The 22,185-nt window shown below is 67.0% G+C and carries 17 protein-coding genes; 3 read left to right on the top strand and 14 right to left on the bottom strand.

The genetic code is table 11. From position 1 onward, the window contains the following. Window positions 1-98: 98 nt before the first annotated feature. From OG892_RS13390 to OG892_RS13380, 3 genes are all read right to left on the bottom strand, one after another. Window positions 99-986, bottom strand: a complete 888-nt coding sequence (locus OG892_RS13390; protein ID WP_371629260.1) for an acyl-CoA thioesterase — start codon at window positions 984-986, stop codon at window positions 99-101. An 18-nt stretch (window positions 987-1,004) separates the two neighbouring features. Beyond that, window positions 1,005-2,162 carry an acyl-CoA dehydrogenase family protein gene (locus OG892_RS13385; RefSeq protein WP_327336958.1) on the bottom strand — a complete coding sequence of 386 codons (1,158 nt, stop codon included), beginning with the start codon at window positions 2,160-2,162 and terminating at the stop codon, window positions 1,005-1,007. 166 nt (window positions 2,163-2,328) lie between these two features. Next, window positions 2,329-3,078, bottom strand: a complete 750-nt coding sequence (locus OG892_RS13380) for a TetR/AcrR family transcriptional regulator (protein ID WP_073738349.1) — start codon at window positions 3,076-3,078, stop codon at window positions 2,329-2,331. A 126-nt stretch (window positions 3,079-3,204) separates the two neighbouring features. Here OG892_RS13380 and OG892_RS13375 point away from each other — a divergent pair, with 126 nt between their 5' ends. Both OG892_RS13375 and OG892_RS13370 read left to right on the top strand, forming a co-directional pair. Beyond that, on the top strand, window positions 3,205-3,801 hold the full coding sequence (locus OG892_RS13375; RefSeq protein ID WP_371629259.1) for an NADPH-dependent FMN reductase: 597 nt from the start codon (window positions 3,205-3,207) through the stop codon (window positions 3,799-3,801). Window positions 3,802-3,830: 29 nt separating this feature from the next. Further along, window positions 3,831-5,354: an MDR family MFS transporter gene (locus OG892_RS13370; RefSeq protein ID WP_371629258.1), complete on the top strand. Its 1,524-nt coding sequence runs from the start codon at window positions 3,831-3,833 to the stop codon at window positions 5,352-5,354. 176 nt (window positions 5,355-5,530) lie between these two features. Here the strand turns inward: OG892_RS13370 and OG892_RS13365 are convergent, their stop codons facing one another. The 3 genes from OG892_RS13365 to OG892_RS13355 all read right to left on the bottom strand — a co-directional run bounded on the left by OG892_RS13365 (window position 5,531) and on the right by OG892_RS13355 (window position 8,554). Beyond that, on the bottom strand, window positions 5,531-5,992 hold the full coding sequence (locus OG892_RS13365) for a hypothetical protein (RefSeq protein WP_073738351.1): 462 nt from the start codon (window positions 5,990-5,992) through the stop codon (window positions 5,531-5,533). Window positions 5,993-6,409: 417 nt separating this feature from the next. Further along, window positions 6,410-7,288, bottom strand: a complete 879-nt coding sequence (locus OG892_RS13360) for a hypothetical protein (RefSeq protein WP_143195115.1) — start codon at window positions 7,286-7,288, stop codon at window positions 6,410-6,412. A 402-nt stretch (window positions 7,289-7,690) separates the two neighbouring features. Continuing rightward, complete coding sequence (locus tag OG892_RS13355) at window positions 7,691-8,554, bottom strand: immunity 49 family protein (protein WP_073738353.1); 864 nt, start codon at window positions 8,552-8,554, stop codon at window positions 7,691-7,693. A 2,418-nt stretch (window positions 8,555-10,972) separates the two neighbouring features. Here OG892_RS13355 and OG892_RS13350 point away from each other — a divergent pair. Next, window positions 10,973-11,299: a hypothetical protein gene (locus OG892_RS13350; RefSeq protein WP_073738355.1), complete on the top strand. Its 327-nt coding sequence runs from the start codon at window positions 10,973-10,975 to the stop codon at window positions 11,297-11,299. 50 nt (window positions 11,300-11,349) lie between these two features. Here the strand turns inward: OG892_RS13350 and OG892_RS13345 are convergent. From OG892_RS13345 to eccCa, 8 genes are all read right to left on the bottom strand, one after another. Then, window positions 11,350-12,158 (bottom strand): IS5 family transposase gene (locus OG892_RS13345; RefSeq protein WP_371629257.1). Its coding sequence is split into 2 segments (ribosomal slippage): window positions 11,350-11,838 and window positions 11,841-12,158, totalling 807 coding nucleotides; the frame shifts between segments, so codons are not numbered across the junction. Between the two features lie 114 nt (window positions 12,159-12,272). Continuing rightward, a complete protein-coding gene (locus OG892_RS13340; RefSeq protein ID WP_371629256.1) occupies window positions 12,273-12,644 on the bottom strand; it encodes a toxin-antitoxin system YwqK family antitoxin in 372 nt (123 codons plus the stop codon). After that, entirely contained in the window at window positions 12,644-15,364 is a 2,721-nt protein-coding gene (locus OG892_RS13335; protein ID WP_371629255.1) for a hypothetical protein, read from the bottom strand. The genes OG892_RS13340 and OG892_RS13335 overlap by 1 nt, the downstream gene beginning before the upstream one ends. Continuing rightward, on the bottom strand, window positions 15,361-15,789 hold the full coding sequence (locus OG892_RS13330; RefSeq protein ID WP_073739527.1) for a DUF6507 family protein: 429 nt from the start codon (window positions 15,787-15,789) through the stop codon (window positions 15,361-15,363). The genes OG892_RS13335 and OG892_RS13330 overlap by 4 nt, the downstream gene beginning before the upstream one ends. Before the next feature lie 47 nt (window positions 15,790-15,836). Continuing rightward, window positions 15,837-16,157 (bottom strand): pore-forming ESAT-6 family protein, encoded by a 321-nt coding sequence (locus OG892_RS13325; protein ID WP_073739635.1) that lies wholly within the window; start codon window positions 16,155-16,157, stop codon window positions 15,837-15,839. 75 nt (window positions 16,158-16,232) lie between these two features. After that, window positions 16,233-16,565 (bottom strand): hypothetical protein, encoded by a 333-nt coding sequence (locus tag OG892_RS13320; protein WP_073739529.1) that lies wholly within the window; start codon window positions 16,563-16,565, stop codon window positions 16,233-16,235. 130 nt (window positions 16,566-16,695) lie between these two features. Then, window positions 16,696-18,105 (bottom strand): DUF6177 family protein, encoded by a 1,410-nt coding sequence (locus OG892_RS13315; RefSeq protein ID WP_371629254.1) that lies wholly within the window; start codon window positions 18,103-18,105, stop codon window positions 16,696-16,698. Window positions 18,106-18,142: 37 nt separating this feature from the next. Next, a complete protein-coding gene (gene eccCa, locus OG892_RS13310) occupies window positions 18,143-22,165 on the bottom strand; it encodes a type VII secretion protein EccCa (RefSeq protein ID WP_371629253.1) in 4,023 nt (1,340 codons plus the stop codon). Window positions 22,166-22,185 lie beyond the last annotated feature (20 nt).

Below are 22,185 nucleotides of genomic sequence, written 5' to 3'. Positions count from 1 at the left end.
GGGAGTATGTCCGCAGCCGGGCCGGGCATGTCCGACGCACGGCCGTGCGGCCGGTTCAGGACCTCCCGGGGGACCGTTCAGGCCTCCCGGGGGACCGTTCAGCCCTTCCGGGGGACCCGGATGACGCCCTCCTGGATGACGGTGATCGCGAGGCGGCCGTCCTGTGTGTAGATACGGGCCTGGCCCAGCCCGCGCCCGCCGGACGCGGACGGCGACTCCTGGTCGTACAGCAGCCATTCGTCGGCCCGGAACGGCCGGTGGAACCACATCGCGTGGTCCAGGCTCGCGCCCACCACGTCACCGACCGCCCAGCCGCCGCGCCCGTGGGCCAGGAGCACCGAGTCGAGGAGCGTCATGTCGGAGACGTACGTCGCCATGCAGACGTGCAGCAGCGGATCGTCGGCGAGCTTGCCGTTGGTACGGAACCACACCTGCGAGCGGGGCTCGCGCGACTCCCCGACGGTGCCGAACGGCGGCGCGTCCACGTACCGCAGGTCGACCGCCGCCCGCGCCTCGATGAGCCGGTCCACGACACCGGGGTCGCTGAACCGGTCCGCGTAGCGCGGCAGCATCTCGGCGGCCGTGGGCAGCGTCTCCGGGTCCGGCGCGGCCGGCATGGCCGCCTGGTGCTCCAGGCCCGCCTCGTACGTCTGGAAGGACGCGGAGAGGTGGAAGATCGGCTGCCCGTGCTGGACGGCGACGACCCGCCGGGTGGTGAAGGAGCGCCCGTCCCGGATGCGGTCGACGCTGTAGACGATCGGCGCGCCGGGGTCGCCCGCCCGCAGGAAGTACGAATGCAGCGAGTGGGCGCTCCTGTCGGCGGGGACAGTGCGGCCCGCGGCGACCAGCGCCTGGGCCGCGACCTGTCCGCCGAAGACGCGGGGCACGAGCGCCGAACGGCTCGTGCCCCGGAAGATGTCCCGCTCGATCTGCTCCAGGTCGAGCAACTGGAGCAGATCGTGCAGGGGGTCGTGTGCGGTGCTCATGGAGAGAACGTAGCCGCTCTACAGGCCCATGGACTTGGCGATGATCGACTTCATGACCTCGCTGGTGCCGCCGTAGATCCGGTTGACCCGGTTGTCCGCGTACAGGCGGGCGATCGGGTACTCGTTCATGAAGCCGTAGCCGCCGTGCAGCTGGAGGCAGCGGTCGATCACGCGGTGCGCGACCTCGGTGCAGAACAGCTTCGCGGAGGCGGCCTCCGCGGCGGTCAGCTCACCGGCGTCCAGCGCCTCCAGCGCACGGTCGGCGACGGCCTGGGCCGCGTCCACCTCGGCCTGGCAGGCGGCCAGCTCGAACTTGGTGTTCTGGAACGAGGCGACGGTCTTGCCGAAGACGGTGCGGTCGAGCACGTACTCCTTGGCGAACCGGACAGCCGCCGCGGCCTGCGCGTACGCGCCGAAGGCGATGCCCCAGCGCTCGGAGGCCAGGTTGGTGCCGAGGTAGCCGAAGCCCTTGTTCTCCTCACCGAGGAGGTCCTCCGCCGGGACCTTGACGTCGACGAACGCCAGCTCCGCGGTGTCGGAGACCTTCAGGCCCAGCTTGTCGAGCTTGCGGCCGACCGAGTAGCCCTCGGACTTGGTGTCGACGGCGAACAGCGAGATGCCGAAGCGGCGGTCGTCCTCGCGCGGGGCGGAGGTACGGGCGCAGACGATGACCCGGTCGGCGTGCACACCGCCGGTGATGAAGGTCTTGGCGCCGTTGAGGACGTAGTGCGTGCCGTCCTCGGAGAGCTTGGCGGTGGTCTTCATGCCCGCGACGTCGGAACCGGTGCCCGGCTCGGTCATCGCGAGGGCCCACATCTCCTCGCCGGTGGTGAACTTCGGCAGCCAGCGCTTCTTCTGCTCGTCGGTGGCGAGCATCTTGATGTAGGGCAGGCCGAGCAGCGTGTGCACCCCGGAGCCGCCGAAGGACACGCCCGCGCGGGCGGTCTCCTCGTAGATGACGGCCTCGTACTTGTGCGAGTCGATGCCCGCGCCGTCGTACTCCTCGTCCACGTTGATCCCGAAGACGCCCAGCTCGCCGAGCTTGAGGTAGAAGTCGCGCGGGGCCTGGCCGGCCGCGAACCACTCGTCGTACACCGGCACGACCTCGGCCGCGATGAAGGCGCGGATGGTCTCCCGGAACGCCTCGTGGTCCTCGTTGAATACCGTACGGCGCACGGGGTGCCTCCCTGGTCGGCTTCGCTCGGCTCGGCTAAGCGCTTGCTCAGCCCTGGTTAGAAGTTACCCGGCGGTCACGTGAGCTGTCCAGGGTGATGCTGAGCACGCCCGCTCCGTCTGTGCGCCGGGCCCGCCCCGCCGCTTCACTGCCGTTCGCGGGTATCCCTCAGATGCCGAGCCGGGCGGCGATCCCGTCCAGCACGCAGTCCAGGCCCGTCTCGAACGCCCAGGTCGCGTCGTCCTTGCGGGTCGCCCGCAGCCCGTAGCGCCGGTAGGTGGGATAGCGCCCGGTGCCCATCAGGTACGTCATCTGCGGCGCCAGTCCGAGGCGCGTCTCGTCGCCTGACGACCAGCCCGCGGACTCCGTCCACTCCCGCAGGGCCATCTCCGACTGACTGGCGCCATGGGCGAAGGCGCTCACGGTACGGAACGCGACCATCATCGAGTCCTCGTCGAGGCCGAGCCCGTCGAGCGCCGCGAGCTGCCGTTCCGCGATGGCCAGCCGGCCGGGAGTGAGTACGAAGAGATGGGTCGGCAGCTGTCCGATCCACGGGTGCCGCAGCATCATGTCCCGGGTCAGCAGGCCGAAGGTGCGCAGCACCTCGCGCCATTCGGTCACCACGGCCGGGATCTGCATCTCTGCGGACACCCGCTCGGCCATCAGGGCCCACAGGTCGTCCTTGCCGGAGACGTGGCGGTAGGCGGCCATGGGGGCGACGCCCAGTTCCGTGGCGAGCCTGCGCATGGTGACGGCGGCGACGCCCTCCGCGTCCGCGATCTCCACGGCGACGGCCCCGATCCGCTCCAGGGTCAGTGAGGCCCGGGGTGTGGTCGCCGGCTGCTCCAGTCGCTGCCAGAGGGAGGGGTCCGGCCCGCCGGCGGTGCCCTTGCTGCTGTCCTTCTTCTGGCCGGCCACGGACGGGCTCCTCTCGACGGGGCCGCCAGCGTACAACGTATCCGTCAGTAGACAACGTACACATCGATGGATACGTTGTACGCAGAGAAATACGTTGTACACATTTACCGCTTCCAGGGGGAACCCATGCCCAGCACCCGCCCGCAGCTCCGCGTCGCCGTCGTCGTCGGCAGCACCCGCGAGGGGCGATTCGCACCCGTCGTCACCCAGTGGCTGAAGGGCCACCTGTCCCGGCGCGACGACATGACGGCAGATGTCGTCGACCTCGCCGAGACCCCGCTGCCCACGGTCATGCCCGCGTTCGGACAGCCCCCGGCGCCGGGTACGGAAGAGGCCCTGGCCCTGGTGTCACCGCGGCTCGCGGCGGCCGACGCGTTCGTCTTCGTCACCCCGGAGTACAACCACAGCTTCCCCGCGTCGCTGAAGAACGCCATCGACTGGCACAACGAGCAGTGGCACGCCAAGCCGGTCGCCTTCGTCTCCTACGGCGGCCTCTCCGGCGGCCTGCGCGCCGTCGAGCAGCTCCGCGTCGTCATGGCCGAGCTGAACGCCACGACCATCCGCAACACCGTCAGCTTCCACAACGCCTACGGCCGGTTCGGTGAGGACGGTGCCGTCGACGACTCTGCGGTCGACGCGGCGGCCAAGGCCCTGCTCGACCAGCTCGCCTGGTGGGGGCACGCCCTGCGGGATGCCAGGTCCGTCAGCCCGTACGCGGCCTGACCTCACCTCACATCGCCCGGGGGTCACTCATGAGCGAGCGCACGAACGACACGAACGACACGAACACCGCACGGACGCCGGACACCGGCCGGCCACCCGGAGGCGACGGGAGCGGCCTGTCGAAGCCGGTCCTGTTCGGACTCCTCCTCGGGCTGATGCTCGGTCTGCTCGACGGCACGATCGTGGGCACCGCCCTGCCCACGATCGTCGGTGACCTGGGCGGTCTCGACCACCTGTCCTGGGTGGTGACGGCTTATCTGCTCACCGCCTCCGTCTCCACCCCCATCTGGGGCAAACTCGGTGACCTGTACGGGCGCAAAGGCAGCTTCATCTGCTCGATCACGGTGTTCCTCGCAGGCTCGGTGCTCTCCGGGCTCGCCCAGGACATGAACCAGCTCATCGCATTCCGCGCCGTCCAGGGACTCGGCGCGGGCGGCCTCATGGTCGGCGCCATCTCCATCATCGGCGTCATGATGCCGCCCTCCCAGGCCGGCCGCTCACAGGCGATGATCGGGGCCATGATGCCCGTCGCCCTGGTCGGTGGCCCGCTGCTCGGCGGCTTCCTCACCGACCAGCTGAACTGGCGCTGGGTCTTCTACGTCAACCTCCCCCTCGGCGCGGTCGCCCTGCTCGTCATCGGCCTCCGCCTGAGCCTGCGCACCGAGCGGATCAGGGCGCGGATCGACTACGCGGGGGCCGGACTGCTCTGCGCCGCCATCCTGGCCCTCACCCTGGTGGGCAGCTGGGGCGGTACGCAGTACGCCTGGTCGTCACTGCAGATCATCGGCCTCGGAGCGACCGGCGCCCTCGCCCTGGCCTGGTTCGCCCGGGTCGAGCGGCGAGCCGCCGAACCGGTCATCCCGCCCCGGCTGTTCGCCGACCGCAACTTCGCGCTCGCCCAGATCCTCACGTTCCTGACGGGCGCCGCCATGGTGGGGGCGTCCACCTACCTGCCGCAGTACATGCAGTTCGTACGCGGCGCGTCCGCGACGGCCAGCGGCATGCTGCTGCTCCCCCTGATGGCGGGGATGTTCGGCGCGCAGCTCCTGGTCGGGCGGCTCCTCGCCGGCGGCGGCCGCTACCGCCCGTACCCCATCGCCGGCGGCGCGCTGACGGCCGTGGGCGCGCTCGTCCTGCTGACGACGGACACCGGTACCGCCACGGCGCTGACCTCCGCGCTGACCCTCGTGCTTGGCATCGGCTTGGGCCTGCTGATGCAGAGCACGCTGCTCGTCACCATCAACAGCGCCACGCCACGCGACATGGGCGCCGCCACGGGAACGGCCACACTCGTCCGCACAATCGGCAGCTCACTGGGCATCGCGGTGCTCGGCGCCGTCTACACGAGCCGTCTCCACACGGGCGGCATCCCCGAAGGCGGCACAGCCTGGACACCCGCGGCGGTACGCGGGATGCCGGACGAGATCCGGAACGCGGTACGGACAGCGGTCACCGAAGGCCTGCACGGGGTGCTGCTCGGAAGCGCCCTGCTGGGGGCCGTGATCTTCCTGGCGGCGTGGCTGATGCGGGAGGTTCCGCTGCGGAAGGAGTGATGGATGCCCGCATTTCGGAACTTCCGAGATCGACTCGGCCCAAAGAGGTCGCGCATCCCAGCGAAGATTCGTCCACTACGGCCTTCGCGAGTGTGGAGCGTGTCTGCCCGGGCCTCGATGCACGGTTCGTCGTCATGGCCACGTCGACCCGGCCCGTGGCGGTCGTCCCGGAGGACCTATTCCAATTCGCTCGCCTCGCGAGTCAATCGCAGAGTGAGCTCCGCGCTGGCAAGCATCCGGGTGATTTCGATGGGAAGTTTCCTGAATTCCTCCCGCACGATGTCGTTCGGATCGATCCTGCGGGTCTTCCCGTCAAGGCCGATCGATTCGATCACGTATCGGTAACCGCGAACATTTGTCGGGTCGTCCGCGACGGTCCAGTGGGCCCCGTGTCGTTGGATCAAGAAGTCTGCAACGTACGACATGAGGTCGGTCTGCAGGGTCACCCAATCCGATTCTTCGAATTCACCGAGCGGGAGTCGGGATGCGTAGTTCTGTAGCGCTGGAATCAGGTTCAGGGGATTTTCTGAGTAAAGGCCCGAAGGGACTCCGAGCATGTCGGCGATGTCGATGATTGTTCGGTGTCCCTCTCTCTCCCATTGTTCAATATTCGGGCTCTGGGTATTCTTTTCCGTCACACCTATGCCTTTTTGGGGTTAGGATTTACTATTTTGGACTTGGTCCATATTCTACGAATATAATGCGAGCTTGTGTCAGGTAACTCCTCAGGGCTGCTGAGGGAGGGGCGTGTGTGAAAATCCAGCGAGGATCGTATTTGGGATCCAGTCGCCTCAAGGTCAGATCCTTATTGATCTGCTCCGTTATTCCCTCGCTGAGTGGAACCTCTCCCTTCACTACCTGGCTTGTTCCATCTGCGAGCTTGATTGTTCGAAATTCCAGGTAGTGCTTGATTTCCACGGCCAAGGTCCTGCCGTCCGGGAGATCCACCGGGACATCCACTTTCCGGCCACCCGGTGCTTCAACAGGATAGTAGGGGTGCTCATGGGTTGGAACAGGGAAGTGCCGCTCCGTGCCACCGCCGAACATTTCCCGATTCATCGCTTCCGCAGCGGTGTGCGGTGCCGTCCAGAGCGCAGGGCGCGCAGTTCCCGCAGATATGCCAGGTCCAGCACGCTTATCCCGGGTTTCTCCAGAGTGCCGGCCAGCTCGGTCAGGGCTTGGGAGGGGGACAGGCCGCGGTCCTGCGCCAAGCGCAGGCGATCAAGCCACAGCAGGCCTGATCTGTAGGTCTCTTCGTCCCCGACGTCTCTGGGCTCGAAGCTTGCTGCGTTCTCTGTGTCAGAGGCCCAGAGATATCCCAGCACCCCATGCTCGCCGAGCACGGGCACGTATGCGACCTCGCCGTCCGCCGAACGCTTGAAGCCGATGCGGCCGAAGCCGGGTGCGTGTGTGAACTTGTCGTACCGATACTGGATTTCGAAGCTGCCCCACACATCGGCAGCCGTGCCTTCGTCATTGTAGTAATTCTCGACGCCGGTCTCGGTCGGCTTGCCGAAGTACGTTGGTTCATCCGGGTCTGCCTCTGAATGGAACACCTCAGACAGATCCAGAAGGGCAGCGGACAGCCTTGGCGCATTCGCTGCATGCAGCGCGGGCTGCGGTCGGCCCTTGAGGTCGTACGGCATCCAGGCATCGGAGAACGTCACGAGATCGGTGCCCACGTAGTCGAGAACCGCTGAGGATCCGATCAGGAACAGCTTTTCTTCGTGGGTTCCGGAGCTGCCGTTTATGACCAGGCCGGAACTCTTTGTGTCCGCATACACAGCTCCAATCTTCCCTGGGCGCAATGCGGTATTGACCTGATTGGCCAGCCGTTGCGCCATGTCCGGCGAGGGTGATGTGGAGCCCAGCTCAAGAAGTCCCTGGAATAGAAAGCTGTTTGGCTTTCCGGCCTCATGTACAGAAATAGACACGCTCGGGGTGCCAATTGTAAGGCGGTGCCTCGCCAAGACGGTCCGGGCTAGCAGTAGTTTGTGAAGGCAAGCGAAGATCTTTTCTTGGAATTGATTTTCTTGACCCCATGTCCAGCGCGCTACAGGAGTGCTGGCAATCACAGTCTTCCCTCCGACGTGAATGTACCGCTGGGCGGTTTGGTCAGAACCTCATCCTTGACTCGGATAATAAACTGAATACTGGTCTGGCCGCTGCGGTGTACCTGTGGGATTTTCGACGATTGGATAACAATGATCGTGTTACGTCCTGTCCGTTAGGGAATGGCTAGATGATGGCGCCATCGAACAAATAGGATACACATCCAAGAGATATCTTTGCTGACGTTCGCCATCTGGGGAGGGAATCCGTCGGTGGCGGTCAGGTTAGGTGGGGAATTCGCTGAGCCAGGTGCGCTGGAGAAGGTGATGGGGGAGGTATTCCGATTCGATATCGAGGGGGAATTCGGCGTCGTGAGCGAGGCAGGCGATGGCGAGGGGGCCGAGGGCGATGCTGCCGTCGATATCTGCGGTTCGGTCTTCGGTGAGGGTCCAGTACGTCCTGTGAAGTCTAAGCGCGTCGGCCAAGGCTGGGGAGAATTTGTCCTGATTCTTGCGGACGTAGTGGTAGAAGAGGTTGATCGGGGGGTAGAGAAGGCCCTGCAAAAGGTCTAGAGGTGCGATGTTCGCCACCTTGGGGTCGGAGGCCTCGATCGTGGCGATGAGTTTGTCGGCAAGGTCAGGTCGGCGGAGCCACCAGGTCTGCAGGGTATCGACCCAGTGATAGATGTATTCGTCGTACTGCCCCTGTGGTGAACGCAGGTGTTCGAGCGGGATCTCGCTGAGCTGTGTCATACGTTCCTGGTCACGGCAAATGACGGCCAGCCAGAATGCTGTTAGCCAATTACCCGCATCGGCTGTCGACATCGGACCGATTGCCTGAATGGTCCGCACCTTATGGTTGATGCGACATTCAATAAGCCCCTCACTTGCTCCAGTCGTGGAGAAAAGTGCTGATCCTACTTGCATTGCGTTGACGGTGGATTCCCACGTCTCGGCAGCGGCCGCTCGCGGATCAATAACGCATCGTGCGTGCAAAGACATTACGGCGGAGTCGAATGTGGAGCTGACCGCTTTGGTGGTTTCATCGAGGCGATCAATGCTCTTTGTCAAATGCTCATCAAGGCGCTGGGCGAAACGCTCGGCTTCATGCCCGGCGGGCAGGTCATGGCGGGAGATCGTTAGAGTCACGGCAAGGTCCTTTTGTTGATGTCGAAGCATCGATATTGATAGCCAGTGTATGTTCCTGTGTCGTGAATCCTATTCAGATTACCCGCCTCTGCTTTCCATTTCTCTGCGAGGTTGTCCCACTGAATAGCGAAGTACCGCTTCTGGGCTGCCGCTTCGAGGACTCTGAGCCGGGCACGACTTGTGACATTATCTGCCCGCGCTGCGATGTAATCTGTGTCGAGGAAATGTGGCTTGGGTGGTGCAGGTGCGCCCTTCGCTCGGACCCACGGGCCGTCATCCATCAACTGCGTAAGTTGAGGGGGCGTGAATCCCCTTGCATCGTGCAGATCAGTGTCCTTACGAGTGCCATCCTTGCGATAGTGGTGCTCGAAGTAACCGGGCTCCTCGTTTGCGCGATGAACTTGGACTTCTTCGATCTGCTCCAGGGTGAGCGAACCCGGCCTGCCGTAGGGGGGTGGGGCCGTCGAGCATGAAGCTGGGACGCAACACAGGCTGGCGCGTTGCACTCGTTGCCGGGGCCGCGGCCTCGCCACTGCGTGGGGCGGTGTTATCAGGGCCGGGACTCCGGGGGCCGGGAAGCCCGTTGTCTCCGGAGGTGCCCGAAACTCCGTTATCGACCGTCGACCCGCCGGGTAGGTCGTGGCCGCCCGTGGGCTCGGCATGGCGTACCGCTGTCGAGGCCATTGCCGGGCACGCGGCTGCCCGGCTCGTTGCCGTCCAGGCTGTTGCTCGGCATGTGGTGGCCGGCCGGAGCCGTCCGGCAGGTTGTTCGCCGCTCCGCCCGGCGCTCTGCCGGCACCTGTGGCGTCGTCGCCGGCCCGGCCCACGTCTCCCAGATCGTCGCCTGTCCGGATCAGGTCGTCCGTGACGTCGACCGTGTGGGCGCCGATCAGGGCCGGCTGCTGGGTCGAGTTCTGGGCGGCAGGGGTGTCAGCGCTGGTGGCTGGGAGCTCCTTCTTCGCTGCGGGAGGGAGCCGTCCTCCTTGAGGATGTTGCCCGGACCGTCCAGGTAGACGGTGTTGCCGTGCTGGTCGACACCCTTGAGGGCCCTCTCGGGTACGACGGTGGTGCCTTCGGGCAGCTTGAGGGCGCCCTCGGGACGCGGAGGGAGCCTGCGGGGGGTGCCATGCCCTCGGGGAGCCGGACCACGCCGTCGCCAAGGGCGATCGCGCCTGGGAGGATTGAAGACGCATGTCATCGGGTCGAGGAACCGGCCCGCCGCGGACTGCGCCTTCGCGGCGAGGGCGGCCTTCCCGGCGCCGGAGGCCGTGCTGCCCGTGCCGCCGGTGAAGACGGTCGTGATGACGTTGAACGTGACCGCGCCTGCGGCGCGGGTTTTCGCTCCATTGGTCCCAGGCCACCAGAGCCTGGCCGGTCTCCTTCATTGCCCTGCGGGAATCCCTCAGCTGGGGCGGTAGGCGGTACGCCTGGTCTTCACCGCAGATCATCGGCCTCGGGGGCCTCGCCCTGGCCTGGTTCGCCCAAGTCGGGCGGCGGTCCGCTGAACCGGTCGTACTGCCCCGACTGTTCGCCGACCGCAACTTCACGCTCACCCAGGTCGTCACGTTTCTGCCGGGTGCCGCCATGGTGGGGGAACCCGCGGTTTCATCGAGAAGACCTCGGGCTTTCGCGTGGTAGGTGCCAATGCGGCCGATTTTCCTCTTTATGTATCCGCGCTGATCCCTGGTGTCACGTGCAGAACCCCTTCCGCGTTTGCGACCATTCGTGTGACCTCGATGGGGAGGTGTTCGAATTCCTCCATGGTGACATCGTAAGGCTCCACACGATGTGTCGCCCCATCGATCCCTGTTGCCTCAAGCAGATACCGATAGCCAGCTGGTGAACTGGAGTCGCTAAACTTTACCCATGTTGCATCGTGTCTGCGGACCATGAGGTCGCCCAGGTATGCAGTCAGATCTGTGTGAAGGGTAATCCAGTCGGATTGTTCAAAATCCCCAAGTGGCAGTCGGTCTACATAGGTTTGTAGCCCAGGTAGGAGCGTCAAAGGGTCCTCAGTATACTGATCTTTTGCTATGCCAATCATTTCCGCAACGCTGGCGGCTCGATCGTGGGCTCCGACGGCCCATTCTGCAATGTCCGATGCGGGGCCGGCTGGAGTTTCATTCTGCATTTCTATTTCCATTTTCAATCTCGGGGGACTTTTAATGGTACTCTATGTTAATTTTTGGGGGTTCTTCTGTACTCCAGGAAGATTATTCTCGCCTTTGTGAGGTAAGCGCGAAGCTCTTGGGAGGGCCCTGCATGTGTGAACGACCATTGAGGATCGTATCTGGGATCCATGCGCCTCAGGGTTATATCTTTGTGGATCTGTTCTCTTAGAGCTCGTAACACGATCTTGTGACCTCGGATTCTGTATCGCTGACACATGGCTGCCTGCTTGCTCGCGATACTTGAAGCATGGACAGCTACGAGGGCACCGCGACGCTTGAGTGGTGGGCTAACCGATCGACGTGTCTGGGCAGGTTCCGTGTGCAGGTCGCGGTCCGTACCGCCGGAGACATCTGGACGTCCGAAGCGACCCTCGAATCTCCCCTGGCCGCGGAGGACGGGGAGAGCTTCGACTTCCTGATGCAGTTCGATCCGCACTTCACCCTGCGCTTTGACGACGCGAGCACGCTGCTGGTCAAGGTCGTCGAGGCAAGAGTCGAGGGGCGGCTCATCCTCACCGCAGCCGAGGCAGACACTGCAGAGCCGACTGGAACCAGGCATGCACCGCACCAGTAGCCCTCAAGATCTCTCGAGGCGCTGCGTTGCCCCTGATCGCTCGGGCGCAATCAGGAGTGGGTCTTTTTGAGGCGTCTCCAGCAGATGAGACCACAGGCCAGGGAGACGAAGGCGTCGTGAAGTTCGGTGCGGCGTTCCCAGCGGACGGCGAGACGTTTGAACTGATGGAGCAGGGCGAAGGTCTGCTCCACGACGTAGCGGAGCTTGCCCATGCCCTTGATGTTCGGTGATCCCTTGCGGGAGATGACAGGCAGGATCTGTCGTTGTCGCAGCTCGTCACGGTAGGCATTGGAGTCATAGCCCTTGTCGTCGAGCAGGGCGACGGGCCTGCGACGAGGCCGGCCGGGACGGCCTGCAACAGGTGGGATGCCGTCGACCAGGGCGAGGGTCTGGGTGACGTCGTTGACGTTGGCTGTCGTTGTGATGACCTTGAGCGGGGTTCCGCGTCCATCGCAGATCAAGTGGTGTTTGCTGCCGGTCTTCCGCCGGTCGACCGGTGACGGACCGGTGTCGGCACCCCCTTTTTCGCCCGGATGTGGGAACCATCCACGCATGCTCGTGACCAGTCGAGTTCACCGGCTGCATTCAGCTTCGCGAGCAGGACCCGGTGGAGCTGATCGAAAACCCCGGCCTTCTGCCACCGGTCCAGACGCCGCCAGCAGGTCTGGCCAGAGCCGAACCCCAGCTCCAACGGCAGGAATTGCCAGGCCATGTCGTTGTGAAGGACGAACAGGATGCCCTGGAGACAAGGACGGTCCGACACCGGCCTCGGCCCCGGCGACCGCTCCGGCCAAGGCGGCAGCAACGGCTCGATCAGCGCCCACAAGTCGTCATCCACGATCCACGGCCGAGTACTCACACCATCACGAACGGCCGAATCCTCACACCAGTCACGGCCAACCAGGTTGTTGCAGCAAGATCGTGTTACGAGCCCTAAGGGCGCGTCAGTCCCGGAGTGCCGTCGTGGAAGACCTCAATCAGTATTTCTCTGCCACTCCCTCGTGAGATTTCCGTTCTCGTCCCAAGCCCTATCGGAGAGCATGGTTCTTCCGGCTGCTGCGAATACGCGTTCCGAGGCGATCGATCCGTTGGGGTGCCATTGTTTCCACGTTCCCACGGGGTGACCATGTTTCGCCAGGCCTGCGGAGCTAAGAGTGCCATTCAAGTGCCACTCCTGGCTCTTTCCGTGCAGGACTCCATCGGCATATTCATCCAGGCTTATGAGTGAGTCGCCTGCATACTCTGCCACCTCTCCCGTGAAGGGTTCTCCTTTGTAGGAGAGATTTCCCCCGCCATCCATGTCGACCTCGGGGTCGTCGATGTCGATTCTCTTGGGTGAAGTCATCAAGGAATCCAATTTTCGTCGGTCGGCGGGTTTCCGGTGAATTTACCGTGCGAGCTGTCAACGCCATCCAGCATACGTTCACAGTTGGCACAGAAGGCTGCCGGTCGCACGGGGAGCTCTGTCCTCCTGTGTTGCATGAAGGGAAACTCTACCGAGGCGCGCAGGTCTTGGAGGGCGGTCACATCATCAGGAAGGCCTTGTTTCCGGCGTTCCCATAGAAGCTCGTTTACGGCCTTGACCTCGGCATGCCCCAGCGGTTCGTCGGGCGCGGGGGGGTCGGTGAGCCCCTCGTCCCGAGCGGCAACCGTCGGATGAACCTGGTCAGCTGGGATGACGTCGTCGGCCTTTCCGTTTATAGCTTCAACGACAACCCCGGTTCGCGAATCCATTACGACGCCAACGCAAGCGCCAGTCTTTTTTCTTGAGAAAGTTCCCGCTTCCTTGGCGGATTTATATACCTCGGCACGTTGGAACGAAAGGTCCTTGAGGAAGTGCTCTGCCTTCCGGCCGTCGATCAGAGTGATGAGACCATCACTGTTCCTAGTGACTCGACTCTCTTCGAGTGTTCCGAGTACCTTGTTGCCGGGACCTGCAGGGGGAAGCGGGGTGTCTCCGAGTTGGATCGGATCTGACAAGCGCCGAGCGGCATCATCGGCGAGATTGCCCCCTGGCTCGCGTATATCCCTCTCGGCAAGGGGGATATCGTCGGGATCCATGTGCGTCGGAGAGGTTCCCTCGTCACTGACCTTGGCCGGCTCGTCCAGCCCACCAGCAGGAACGTCCTCTCCCGGAATGTGTCCGGGGGGTCCGTCGGACGGCTCGTGTCTCAACATTGGGCTGGGATCCGTGGCGTTGGGATGGCTGGTTGGCGCGTGGTCACCGTTGCCGACCGGCCGGTCGCCGTGGCTGCCCCCGGCAGTCCCAGCGCCGTCGTCCGATCTGCCGGCACCACTTCCGTCGTTCACCTTGTTGCTCGGCAGATAGTCGGCTGAGCCGCTCGGCAGGCTGTTCGCCACCCCACCCGGTGGTTCAGTTGGACCAGTGGCGTCGTCGCCTGCCCGCCCCGCGCCCCCCAAGTCGTCGCCCATCCGGATCGCCCCGTCCGCGTTGCCGCCGACGGTGTGGGCGCCGACCAATACCGGGGGCAGGGTGATGGCCGGGGTTTCCGCGCCCGGGGCCACGCCATCCCGCTTCGCGGCGGTGTGGTGTTGCTGGAGGGTGCCGTCCTCCTTCAGGAGGTTGCCCGGGCCGTCCACGTAGACGGTGCTGCCGTCCAGGTCGGTGAGCCGGGTGGCGCTTTCGGGCAGGGCTGTCGTGCCTTCGGGCAGTTTGAGGGCGCCTTCCGGGATGCGGAGGGAGCCGGACGGGGGTGCCATGCCCTCGGGGAGGCGAACCACGCCGTCGCCCAGGTCGATCGCCCCGGCGGGGATCTCCGTGCCGTCGGGGAGCTTGAACGAGTTGCTCGGGACCTCGAACGCGCTGTCCGGGATCGCCGAGCCCTCCGGGAGGTGCAGGGTCCCGTCAGCGAGCTTGAACCCGCCCTCCGGCAGGGTGAGCGCGCCTTCCGGCAGGGGAGGGATCGCGGTGGTGCCCAGGCCCTTGAAGCTGGCCATCACGTCGCTGATCTTCGTCAGGCCCATGCCGGCGCCCTTGAAGACGTACGTCATCGGGTCGACGAGCCGGCCCACCTTGCCCGCGGTGGACAGGGCCTTCGCGGCCAGCGCGGCCTTCCCGGCGCCGGAGGCCGTGCTGCCCGTGCCGCCGGTGAAGACGGTCGTGACGACGTTGAAGGTCACCGCGCCCGCGGCGCGGGAGGGGTTCTCGCCCCACTGGTCCCAGGCCAGCAGCGCCTTGCCGGTCTCCTTCACCGCATTGCGCGAATCACGCAGGTAGGCGGGCAGGTCTGCGTCGGGTATCGACCAGAACAGCAGGCCACCCATGTACGGGTTGCTCAGGGCGAGTCCCGTGGCGAGCTTCCCCAGCCCCGTCCACGCCTGCTTGGCGGCGTCCCAGCCGTCGGTGCCGACGAGGGTGCCCAGGCCCTTGAGCGTGCCCCCCACTCCGTCGACGAAGAAGCCCGTGACGAAGTCCGCCCCGTGCTCCCACACCTGCCACCAGGGGGTGGATTCCACGAGCGGGTCGCCCCAGGGGAGTCCCTCGGCTTGCTTGAGGGACTCGGCGTCGAAGCCGTACTGGTGGGTGCTGTCGGAACCGTCGCTCTTGTGCAGGGGCAGTGCGCAGACCAGGGCGACGATCTTGTTGTGACAGGCGATCTCCGCATCCTGGAACGCGGACAGGGTCTCGGCGATCTCGTCGCGGCGGTGGTTGTTCTCGTCGACCAGGTCGCCGTCCTCACGCCACTTGTCGTCGGCGTTGGCCTTCACCAGGAAGGCGCCGGCGTCCCGTCTGATCTCCTTCAGCTTCTCGACCAGCGGATAGACCTCGTCCGAGTACGTGCGCAGCGCACCGGCGATGGTCGTGAGGTCGGACTCCAGCGTATGGCCGCTGGTCACGACCGGCTTCGTCGTGGCGAAGAGCTGTTCGGCCTCGGGAGCCCGGTAGAAGGCGTGGAGGCCGCCGAAGCTGCTGTGGACGTCCCCGGTGGTCGTCGCGACGGATTCCGCGGCAGAGGCCAGCTCGGTGACGTTCACATCAAGGGTCGCCAGGTTTCCGGTGAAGACGGGGATGCCTTCCAGCGGAATCGGCTGGTCGTCGCTCACTTGTGCCCCCCGGCCCCGTCCTTCAGCAGGTCCAGCCGAACGGCCTTCGCCGCGTCCTGCGCGTGCTTCGCCGCGTCGAGGTCACCTGCCACGTACGCGCCGGTGGCTTCCGCAGCCCCCAGCACGGCCGCCTCGATACGGTCCGACATCGACTTCAGCAGGTCCTGGCGCCCTTCCAGGTACTGGCCCAGTGCCGCGGCCACGGGCCCCGACATCGGCCGCGACAACGGGGCCGCGCCCACCGGCACCGGTCCCTGCAGCGGGATCGACGCCTGGGAACCCGGTACCGCCGTGCCCGCCGCCTGAGCCGCCTCCGACATCGCGGTGACCATGGCGTTCAGCGCCTTCTCCAGGTCACCCGCGTGTGCGCCGACCTGCTTCAGCTGCCCCTGCACACCCTGCGGCTTGATGTCCCACGCCGTCACCGAAAATCCCCCGCCCCCGTACCGAACCGAATGACGTGACGAACCGCTCAGCCGATGTTGTCGACCGCTGCCTTCGCGCGCGCCAGCGTCTGCTGGGCGGTGCCGTCGTTCTTCTCCAGCGTCGAACGCAGCAGCTGGATGATGCTCCTGACCTCCTGCGAGGTCGCGTTCCACCGCAGTTCCTTGCCGTGGTACTCATCCGCCACGCCGTCGGCAGCGAAGTCGCTCATCGCCGTCTTCACCTGGGTGTCCCGGGCTGTGATCACCAATTCAAGCTGAGCGATCACCGCTTGGATGTTGCCCTGGGCCTCGGTGGAGGCGCCCGTGTCGTACGAACGCCGGTCGGTGTTTCCCGCGTGTCCCGCCATCATTCATCACTCCCCGTCAGATAACGCACATCCCGGCTGGAACGGAGCTCCGGCCGAAAGATCCAGAACCTGGTGTCAGCGGCCGCCGAAGCGTGCCGCGTCGAAGTTGGCCGACGACATCTGCGTCTTCGCGTTGTCGCCCTGCTCCTGGTCACCCGAGGCGAACGCGGCGTCCATTCCCGACTGGCCGCCGAGGATCCCGGACAGCGAGGCGTTCAACGCAGCAGTGATCTCGTCGGAACGGTTCTTGAAGTCGTCGAACGCGACCTTGCCGGCCCCGTTGAACTTGCCCTCCAGCGGCTCCGCCGCCGCGATCAACTGACGGATCAGCGTGCCCAGATCCGTACTGGAACCCTGCGACTGCGACATCAGCGTCGAAAGGACCGACGCCCCCATGTCGAACTTCATCAGCTTCCCCCACCCACTCGAACGCGTGATTTCATGCTTGTGTCCATGTCTATCAACTCGTTGATAGCTACTGCAATCTGCAATCGGACAGACGTGGGTGACATTCGGCCCACTGCGCCGGGCGCACCCGCTACGCCCCCTTGAGGTGGCGCATCAGGCGCTCGAAGTCCAGCCATCCGGACAGGTCCGAGGGGTCTCCCGGCAGCGGGTAGTACAGCGCAGGGCGGGATTTCGGGCCGAGAGCCACCGGCGTCGCGGGCAGCGGTGTGCGGCGGGCCCGGTCGCCGGGCAGCGTGCGCACCTCCTCCGCGCCGAGCACGAAAGCCAGCGGGACCCCCAGGCCCTCGAAGCGCGGCGGCACCGCGATATCGCGTCGCGCTTTGCGAAGCTGTACGAGCATCGACTGGAGGTGGTGCCGGGTCGCGAGCGCCTCCGCGAGGGCCGGCAGGGCGTCCACCGGGCACTCCTCACCGCTGCCGTACCCGAACGCCACCGTGACGTGCTCCTCGACGCCCGCCTCCGTACGGGTGATGCGTACGGAGGCGAGGCCCGGCCGGGACGGGCCGCCGACCACGACGAGCCACGTCGGTTCCGGCGCCCTGCGGTGCGCCAGGTCGGTCAACTGGCGCGGCGACCAGGGAAGGTTCGCCGGTTCCGCGGTGCCCCAACCGGCCGGCGGATTCCCCGTCAGTGCCCGCCACACCGTCTCCAGGCCGCCGCCGAGCACGAGCCGGTCGTCCGCGGGGTGGACCATGCGGAAGGTGAGACCGAGCTGGCGCTCGCCGGTGTCCGCGACGTCCCGGAAGACAGCCGCCACGGGAGCGTCCTCGGCCGCGTCCGGGGCGACGACGGGCGCGAACATGCCGTCCTGCCAGCGCAGTACGGCCCCTGTCAGGCCGTCGTAGTAACCGTCACGCTCGTCCTGGACGATCCAGCGCGACGGCCATCCACCGAGGACGTCACGTACGGCGGGGGAGAGCGTCGTGCCCGCCGGGCTGACGATCTGCAGGCCGAGCCCCGCCTCGGCCGCCGCCCGGAAGGCGTCGGAGAGCCAGGCCGTCATCGCGACCACCGGACGGTCCTGGATGACGACGGCGACCTTGTCTGTGAGCACGTCCACGGCGGGCTGCGCGGCGGCCGGCGCCGCGGCGACGCTCACCCCGTCGCTCGGCACCACCGCGAGCGAGCCGACGGCGTCCGGCGGCCAGGCGGAGCCGCCCAGCAGCGAGACGAGCCGGGTCGCGAACGTCCCCGCGAGCTGTTCCGCCTCCGCGACGCCCGTCGTGGCGCGGGCCTCGGTCCACCAGTACGGGACCGGCGGCGCGCTCGCCCCGAGCAGCCGCTCCGCCTCACCCTCGACCGCCACCAGCAGCGGTGCCTCGACCGAGACGAGCGGGCGCCCCTGTGCGTCGCAGAGCTGCACCACGGCGCCGTCGCCGCTGGTGCCCACCAACTTGTCCGGGCCGCCCGAGAGCAGGCCCGCGAGCACGCTCCACGGATCGGGCATACGGGTGGTGAGTGCGATGACGTCCTTCGTCATGGAGTCGTCCGGTTCCTCGTCGTTCGGCGGTCGTCGGTCATCGCGTGGTGCCCTCCGGCACGTGCACCGTCTGGATCAGGCGGTTGGGCCGGCCCCGCTGGATGAACAGGCCGCGCCCCGGGGCCTGGTGTGACGCGTAGACCCCGGGGAAGAGCTGGCCCTCGCTCCGGTCGCCGGACATCACCAGCGCCGAGGCGCCCGACTCCCGCAGGCCCTGCACCAGCGGCTCGTACACGCCGCGCGAGGCACCGGCCACGCGTCGTGTCAGCACGAAGTGGAGGCCGATGTCGACCGCCGACGGGATGTACGGGAGGAACGCGGCGAGCGGCGACTGGCCCGCGGTCGTCAGCACGTCGTAGTCGTCGACCAGGACCACGATGCGCGGTCCCTTGCCCCAGTTGCCCGGCTCCAGGTCCTCCAGCCGGGCGTTCTCGTCGGGCAGCCGCTTCTCCAGCTCGGTGGCGATCCCGGCGGAAAGACCGGCGCACAGCTTGGAGTTGTACGCGTAGCCCCCGTTGAACTCCTCCGGCACCACGCCGCGCAGGGATCGACGGGGGTCCATCACGGCGAACACCAGATCGTCCTCGCCGTACCGGTCGACGAGACCGTGCGCCACCGCCCGCAGCAGGTTCGTCTTGCCGCACTCGGTGTCCCCCAGGACCAAAAGGTGCTGGTCGTGCCCGAACAGGTCGAGCAGGACCGGCGCCAGGGCCGACTGGTCGAGCCCGACGGGAACCCGGCGAGGCTCGGCGACCGGGCCCGGCAGCAGCCGCGGCTCCAGGACGTGGGGCAGCACCCGGACGGGCTGGGCGACTTCACCGTGCCAGGTGGCCCGCACCGTTCGGGCCGTGCGCTCCAGTACCGCCCCCAGGTCCGCCGTGTCGGCCAGGCCGTCGGTACGCGGGAGGGCGACCTGGGCGAAGAGCTTGCCGTCGGTGAGGACGCGGCCCGGCTCGTCGGGGGAGAGGGTCGCGGCGAGCTTGCGGTCGATGCTCGACTCACCGGGATCGTTCAGACGCAGCTCGATCCGGGTGCCGAAGTTGGACTGGACGGCGATACGTACGTCGTTCCAGCGCAACATGCTCGCGACGACGTGGATTCCGTAGCCGCCGCCGCGCTTGAGGATGTCCGCGACCGCGTCGTCGAGGTCGTCGAACTCGTCGCGCAGCGCGCCGAAACCGTCGATCACGAGGAGGATCTCGGCCGATGCCAGCCGCGGCAGCCGGCCCGCCGCGTGCAGGGTGCGCAGCTGCTCGACCGAGTCGATGCCGTGCTCCCGGAAGAGGTTCTCGCGCACGGTTAGCATGGCGCGGACCTCCTCGACGGTGCGTGCCGCCCGCTCCCGGTCCGCACGGCCCGCGACGCCTCCCACATGCGGCAGCTCCGACAGTGCCTGGAGGCCGCCGCCGACCAGGTCGAGTCCGTAGACACCGACCTCCTGCGGGGTGTGGGTCAGTGCGAGGGAGAGCACGAGGGTGCGCAGGAGCGTCGTCCTGCCGGACTGCGGGCCGCCGATCACGGCAGCGTGCCCGCCGGCCACGGTGAGGTCCAGGAGCCACTGGCCCTGCCACTGCCTGGCCGGGTCGTCCAGCAGGCCGAGCGGCACCAGGAGCGGACCCGTCTGCCGCGCGCCGGGCCTGCCGCCGCCCGGCCGCGCCCCGGCCAGGCGCATCCCGCGCAGGCCGACGTCCAGCGGCCCGGCGACCGTGTCCAGAGCGACCGCGGCGGGCAGCGGGGGCAGCCAGATGCTGCGCACCCCGGGTGCGGCGCCGGTCAACTGGTCGACCATGATGCCGAGTTCGGTCGGACCGGTCTCGCGGCGACGGGATGCCGGTTCCTGGGACTCCGGGGCGCCGGCCGGTCCGGACAGGGTGTTGAACGCCTCGTAGGCCAGCGCCAGGGGCCCGGTCTCCTCCTCGTCGGCGTGCTGGGCGGGACCGTGGTAACCGCCCGAGACATAACCGGCCTTGAACCGGGTGTAGTGGCTGGTGTCGACCTTGAGATAGCCGAAACCGGGCAGCGGCGGCAGGTGGAACGCGTCCGTGGTGTCCAGGACCGTGCGCGACTCGTCCGCGGAGAAGGTCCGCAGGCCGAGCCGGTAGGAGAGGTAGGTCTCCAGGCCCTTCAGCCGGCCGCCCTCGATCCGCTGGCTGGAGAGCAGGAGATGGACACCGATGGAGCGCCCGATCCGGCCGATGGAGAGGAACAGATCGATGAAGTCGGGCTTCGCGGTGAGCAGTTCGCCGAACTCGTCGATCACGACGAAGAGGTGGGGCAGCGGGTCCAGGTTGGGCTGCTTCTGTGCGCGCAGCGCCGCGTAGTCCCCGATGTCGGCCACGTTGCCCGCGTCCTTCAGCGCCTGCTGGCGGCGCTTGACCTCCCCGGCGAGCGAGGAGTGGACGCGTTCGACCAGCCCGGCCTGGTTCTCCAGGTTGGTGATGACCCCCGCGACGTGCGGCAGACCGGCGAAGGGCGCGAAGGTGGCACCGCCCTTGTAGTCGACCAGGACGAGAGCGAGTTCCTCGGGCGGATGGGTGGCTGCCAGGCCGAGGACCAGGGTCCGCAGCAGCTCCGACTTCCCCGAACCGGTGGCGCCCACGCACAGCCCGTGCGGCCCCATGCCGAGCTCGGAGGACTCCTTGAGGTCCAGGAGCACCGGCTCGTGGGAGTCGCTGATCCCGATGGGGACGCGCAGGAAGGCCCGCTCCCCGCGCGGCGCCCAGAGCCGCGCCAGGTCGAGCCGGGCCACGTCGTCGATGCCGAGCATCGCGGCGAACTCGACCGGGCCGGAGAGCGGGGCGTCCACCAGGGACTCGGCGGACAGCCGCAGCGGTGCGAGCATCCGGGTGAGCCCCTCGGCGAAGGGAATGCCGACCTGGTCCACCGTGCCGTGGGCCAGGACGGGCTCCGGCTCCCGCAGGTCCTCGATGGTCACACCGGAGCCGTCGACGGTGATGCGTACGTTGACGTGTCCCGGTTCGTGCACCCGCTGTTCGAGCAGGTGCAGCACGCTGACGCCCATCTCGCGCAGACCGACCGCGTCGTCGGGGCGGGGCAGGTCCACGGCGTCCTCGCCGTGCCCGTCGGTGATGACGAGCAGCCGGGAGTTCATGGACAGCGCGTCCTGACCGGCCAGTCCGCGCCGGACCTCGGCGGCGTACGAGGCCCGGCGGCGCAGCTCGGCACCGAGCCGGCGGGCCAGCTGGGGTGCGGAGGGCGCCATGCGGCGGGCGGCGACCGGCCCGTCGAACTGCTCGGAGTCGAGCAGGTGCGGAAGCCACTTGGCCCACTCCCAGTCCGCTATGCGCTCGCCCGGCGCCGCGACGGCGATGGCCACGTCGTCGGGTGCGTGCAGGGCCGCCGTCTGGACGACCAGGGCGCGGGCGACCCGCAGGCAGTCCTCGCGCGGGCCGATCACGCTGATATTGCCGGCCCGGTCGAGCGGGACGGTCAGCGGGAGCTCGGTGCCGTTGCGGAACCGGTTCACCAGGGCCGAGGCCTCGTTGAGCATGAAGAGGTCGGGAGGGGTGAGGACGGACGAACCCGGCTCGGCGATCCGCAGGTCCCGCACGGGCATCTCGCCGGTGCCGACCCGTACCCGCAGGAAGTCGTCGTCGGCCCTGCGCCGCTCCCAGAGGCGGGCCGGGTCGCGCACGATGTCGTAGAGGGCGTACGGGGACGGGTTCAGCACATCGGCCCGCTCGCGCCGCGAGCGCTCCTCCGCCGACAACTCCTCCCGCAGGTCCTCCACATAGGCGAGGTAGGCCTCGCGCTGCGTACGGCGGGTGCGCTGGGCCTTGCCGCGCTGGGAGAGGAGCAGGGCCACCGAGCCGATGACGGTGACCACGAGGATGATCGCGCCGAGTCCGGCGAACTGGCTGTTGCGGACGACCGTCATCATCACGACGGACGACATGACCCCGGCGACCGGCAGCAGCGACATCGCGATGTTCCCCGCCTTCCCCTCGGGAAGATTGGGCGGCGCCTCGATGGTGCGGGGCGCCGACGCAGCCGGCGGGCGGGTGGTCCGGGCGGGGCGGTGGATCAGTCGGGTACTCATCGGTTCCGTCCGGTGTTCAC

Origin of the sequence: Streptomyces sp. NBC_00341 (genome assembly GCF_041435055.1) — a bacterium.
Taxonomy (GTDB): Bacteria; Actinomycetota; Actinomycetes; order Streptomycetales; family Streptomycetaceae; genus Streptomyces.
This window is presented reverse-complemented; position numbering and strand designations above follow the sequence as displayed.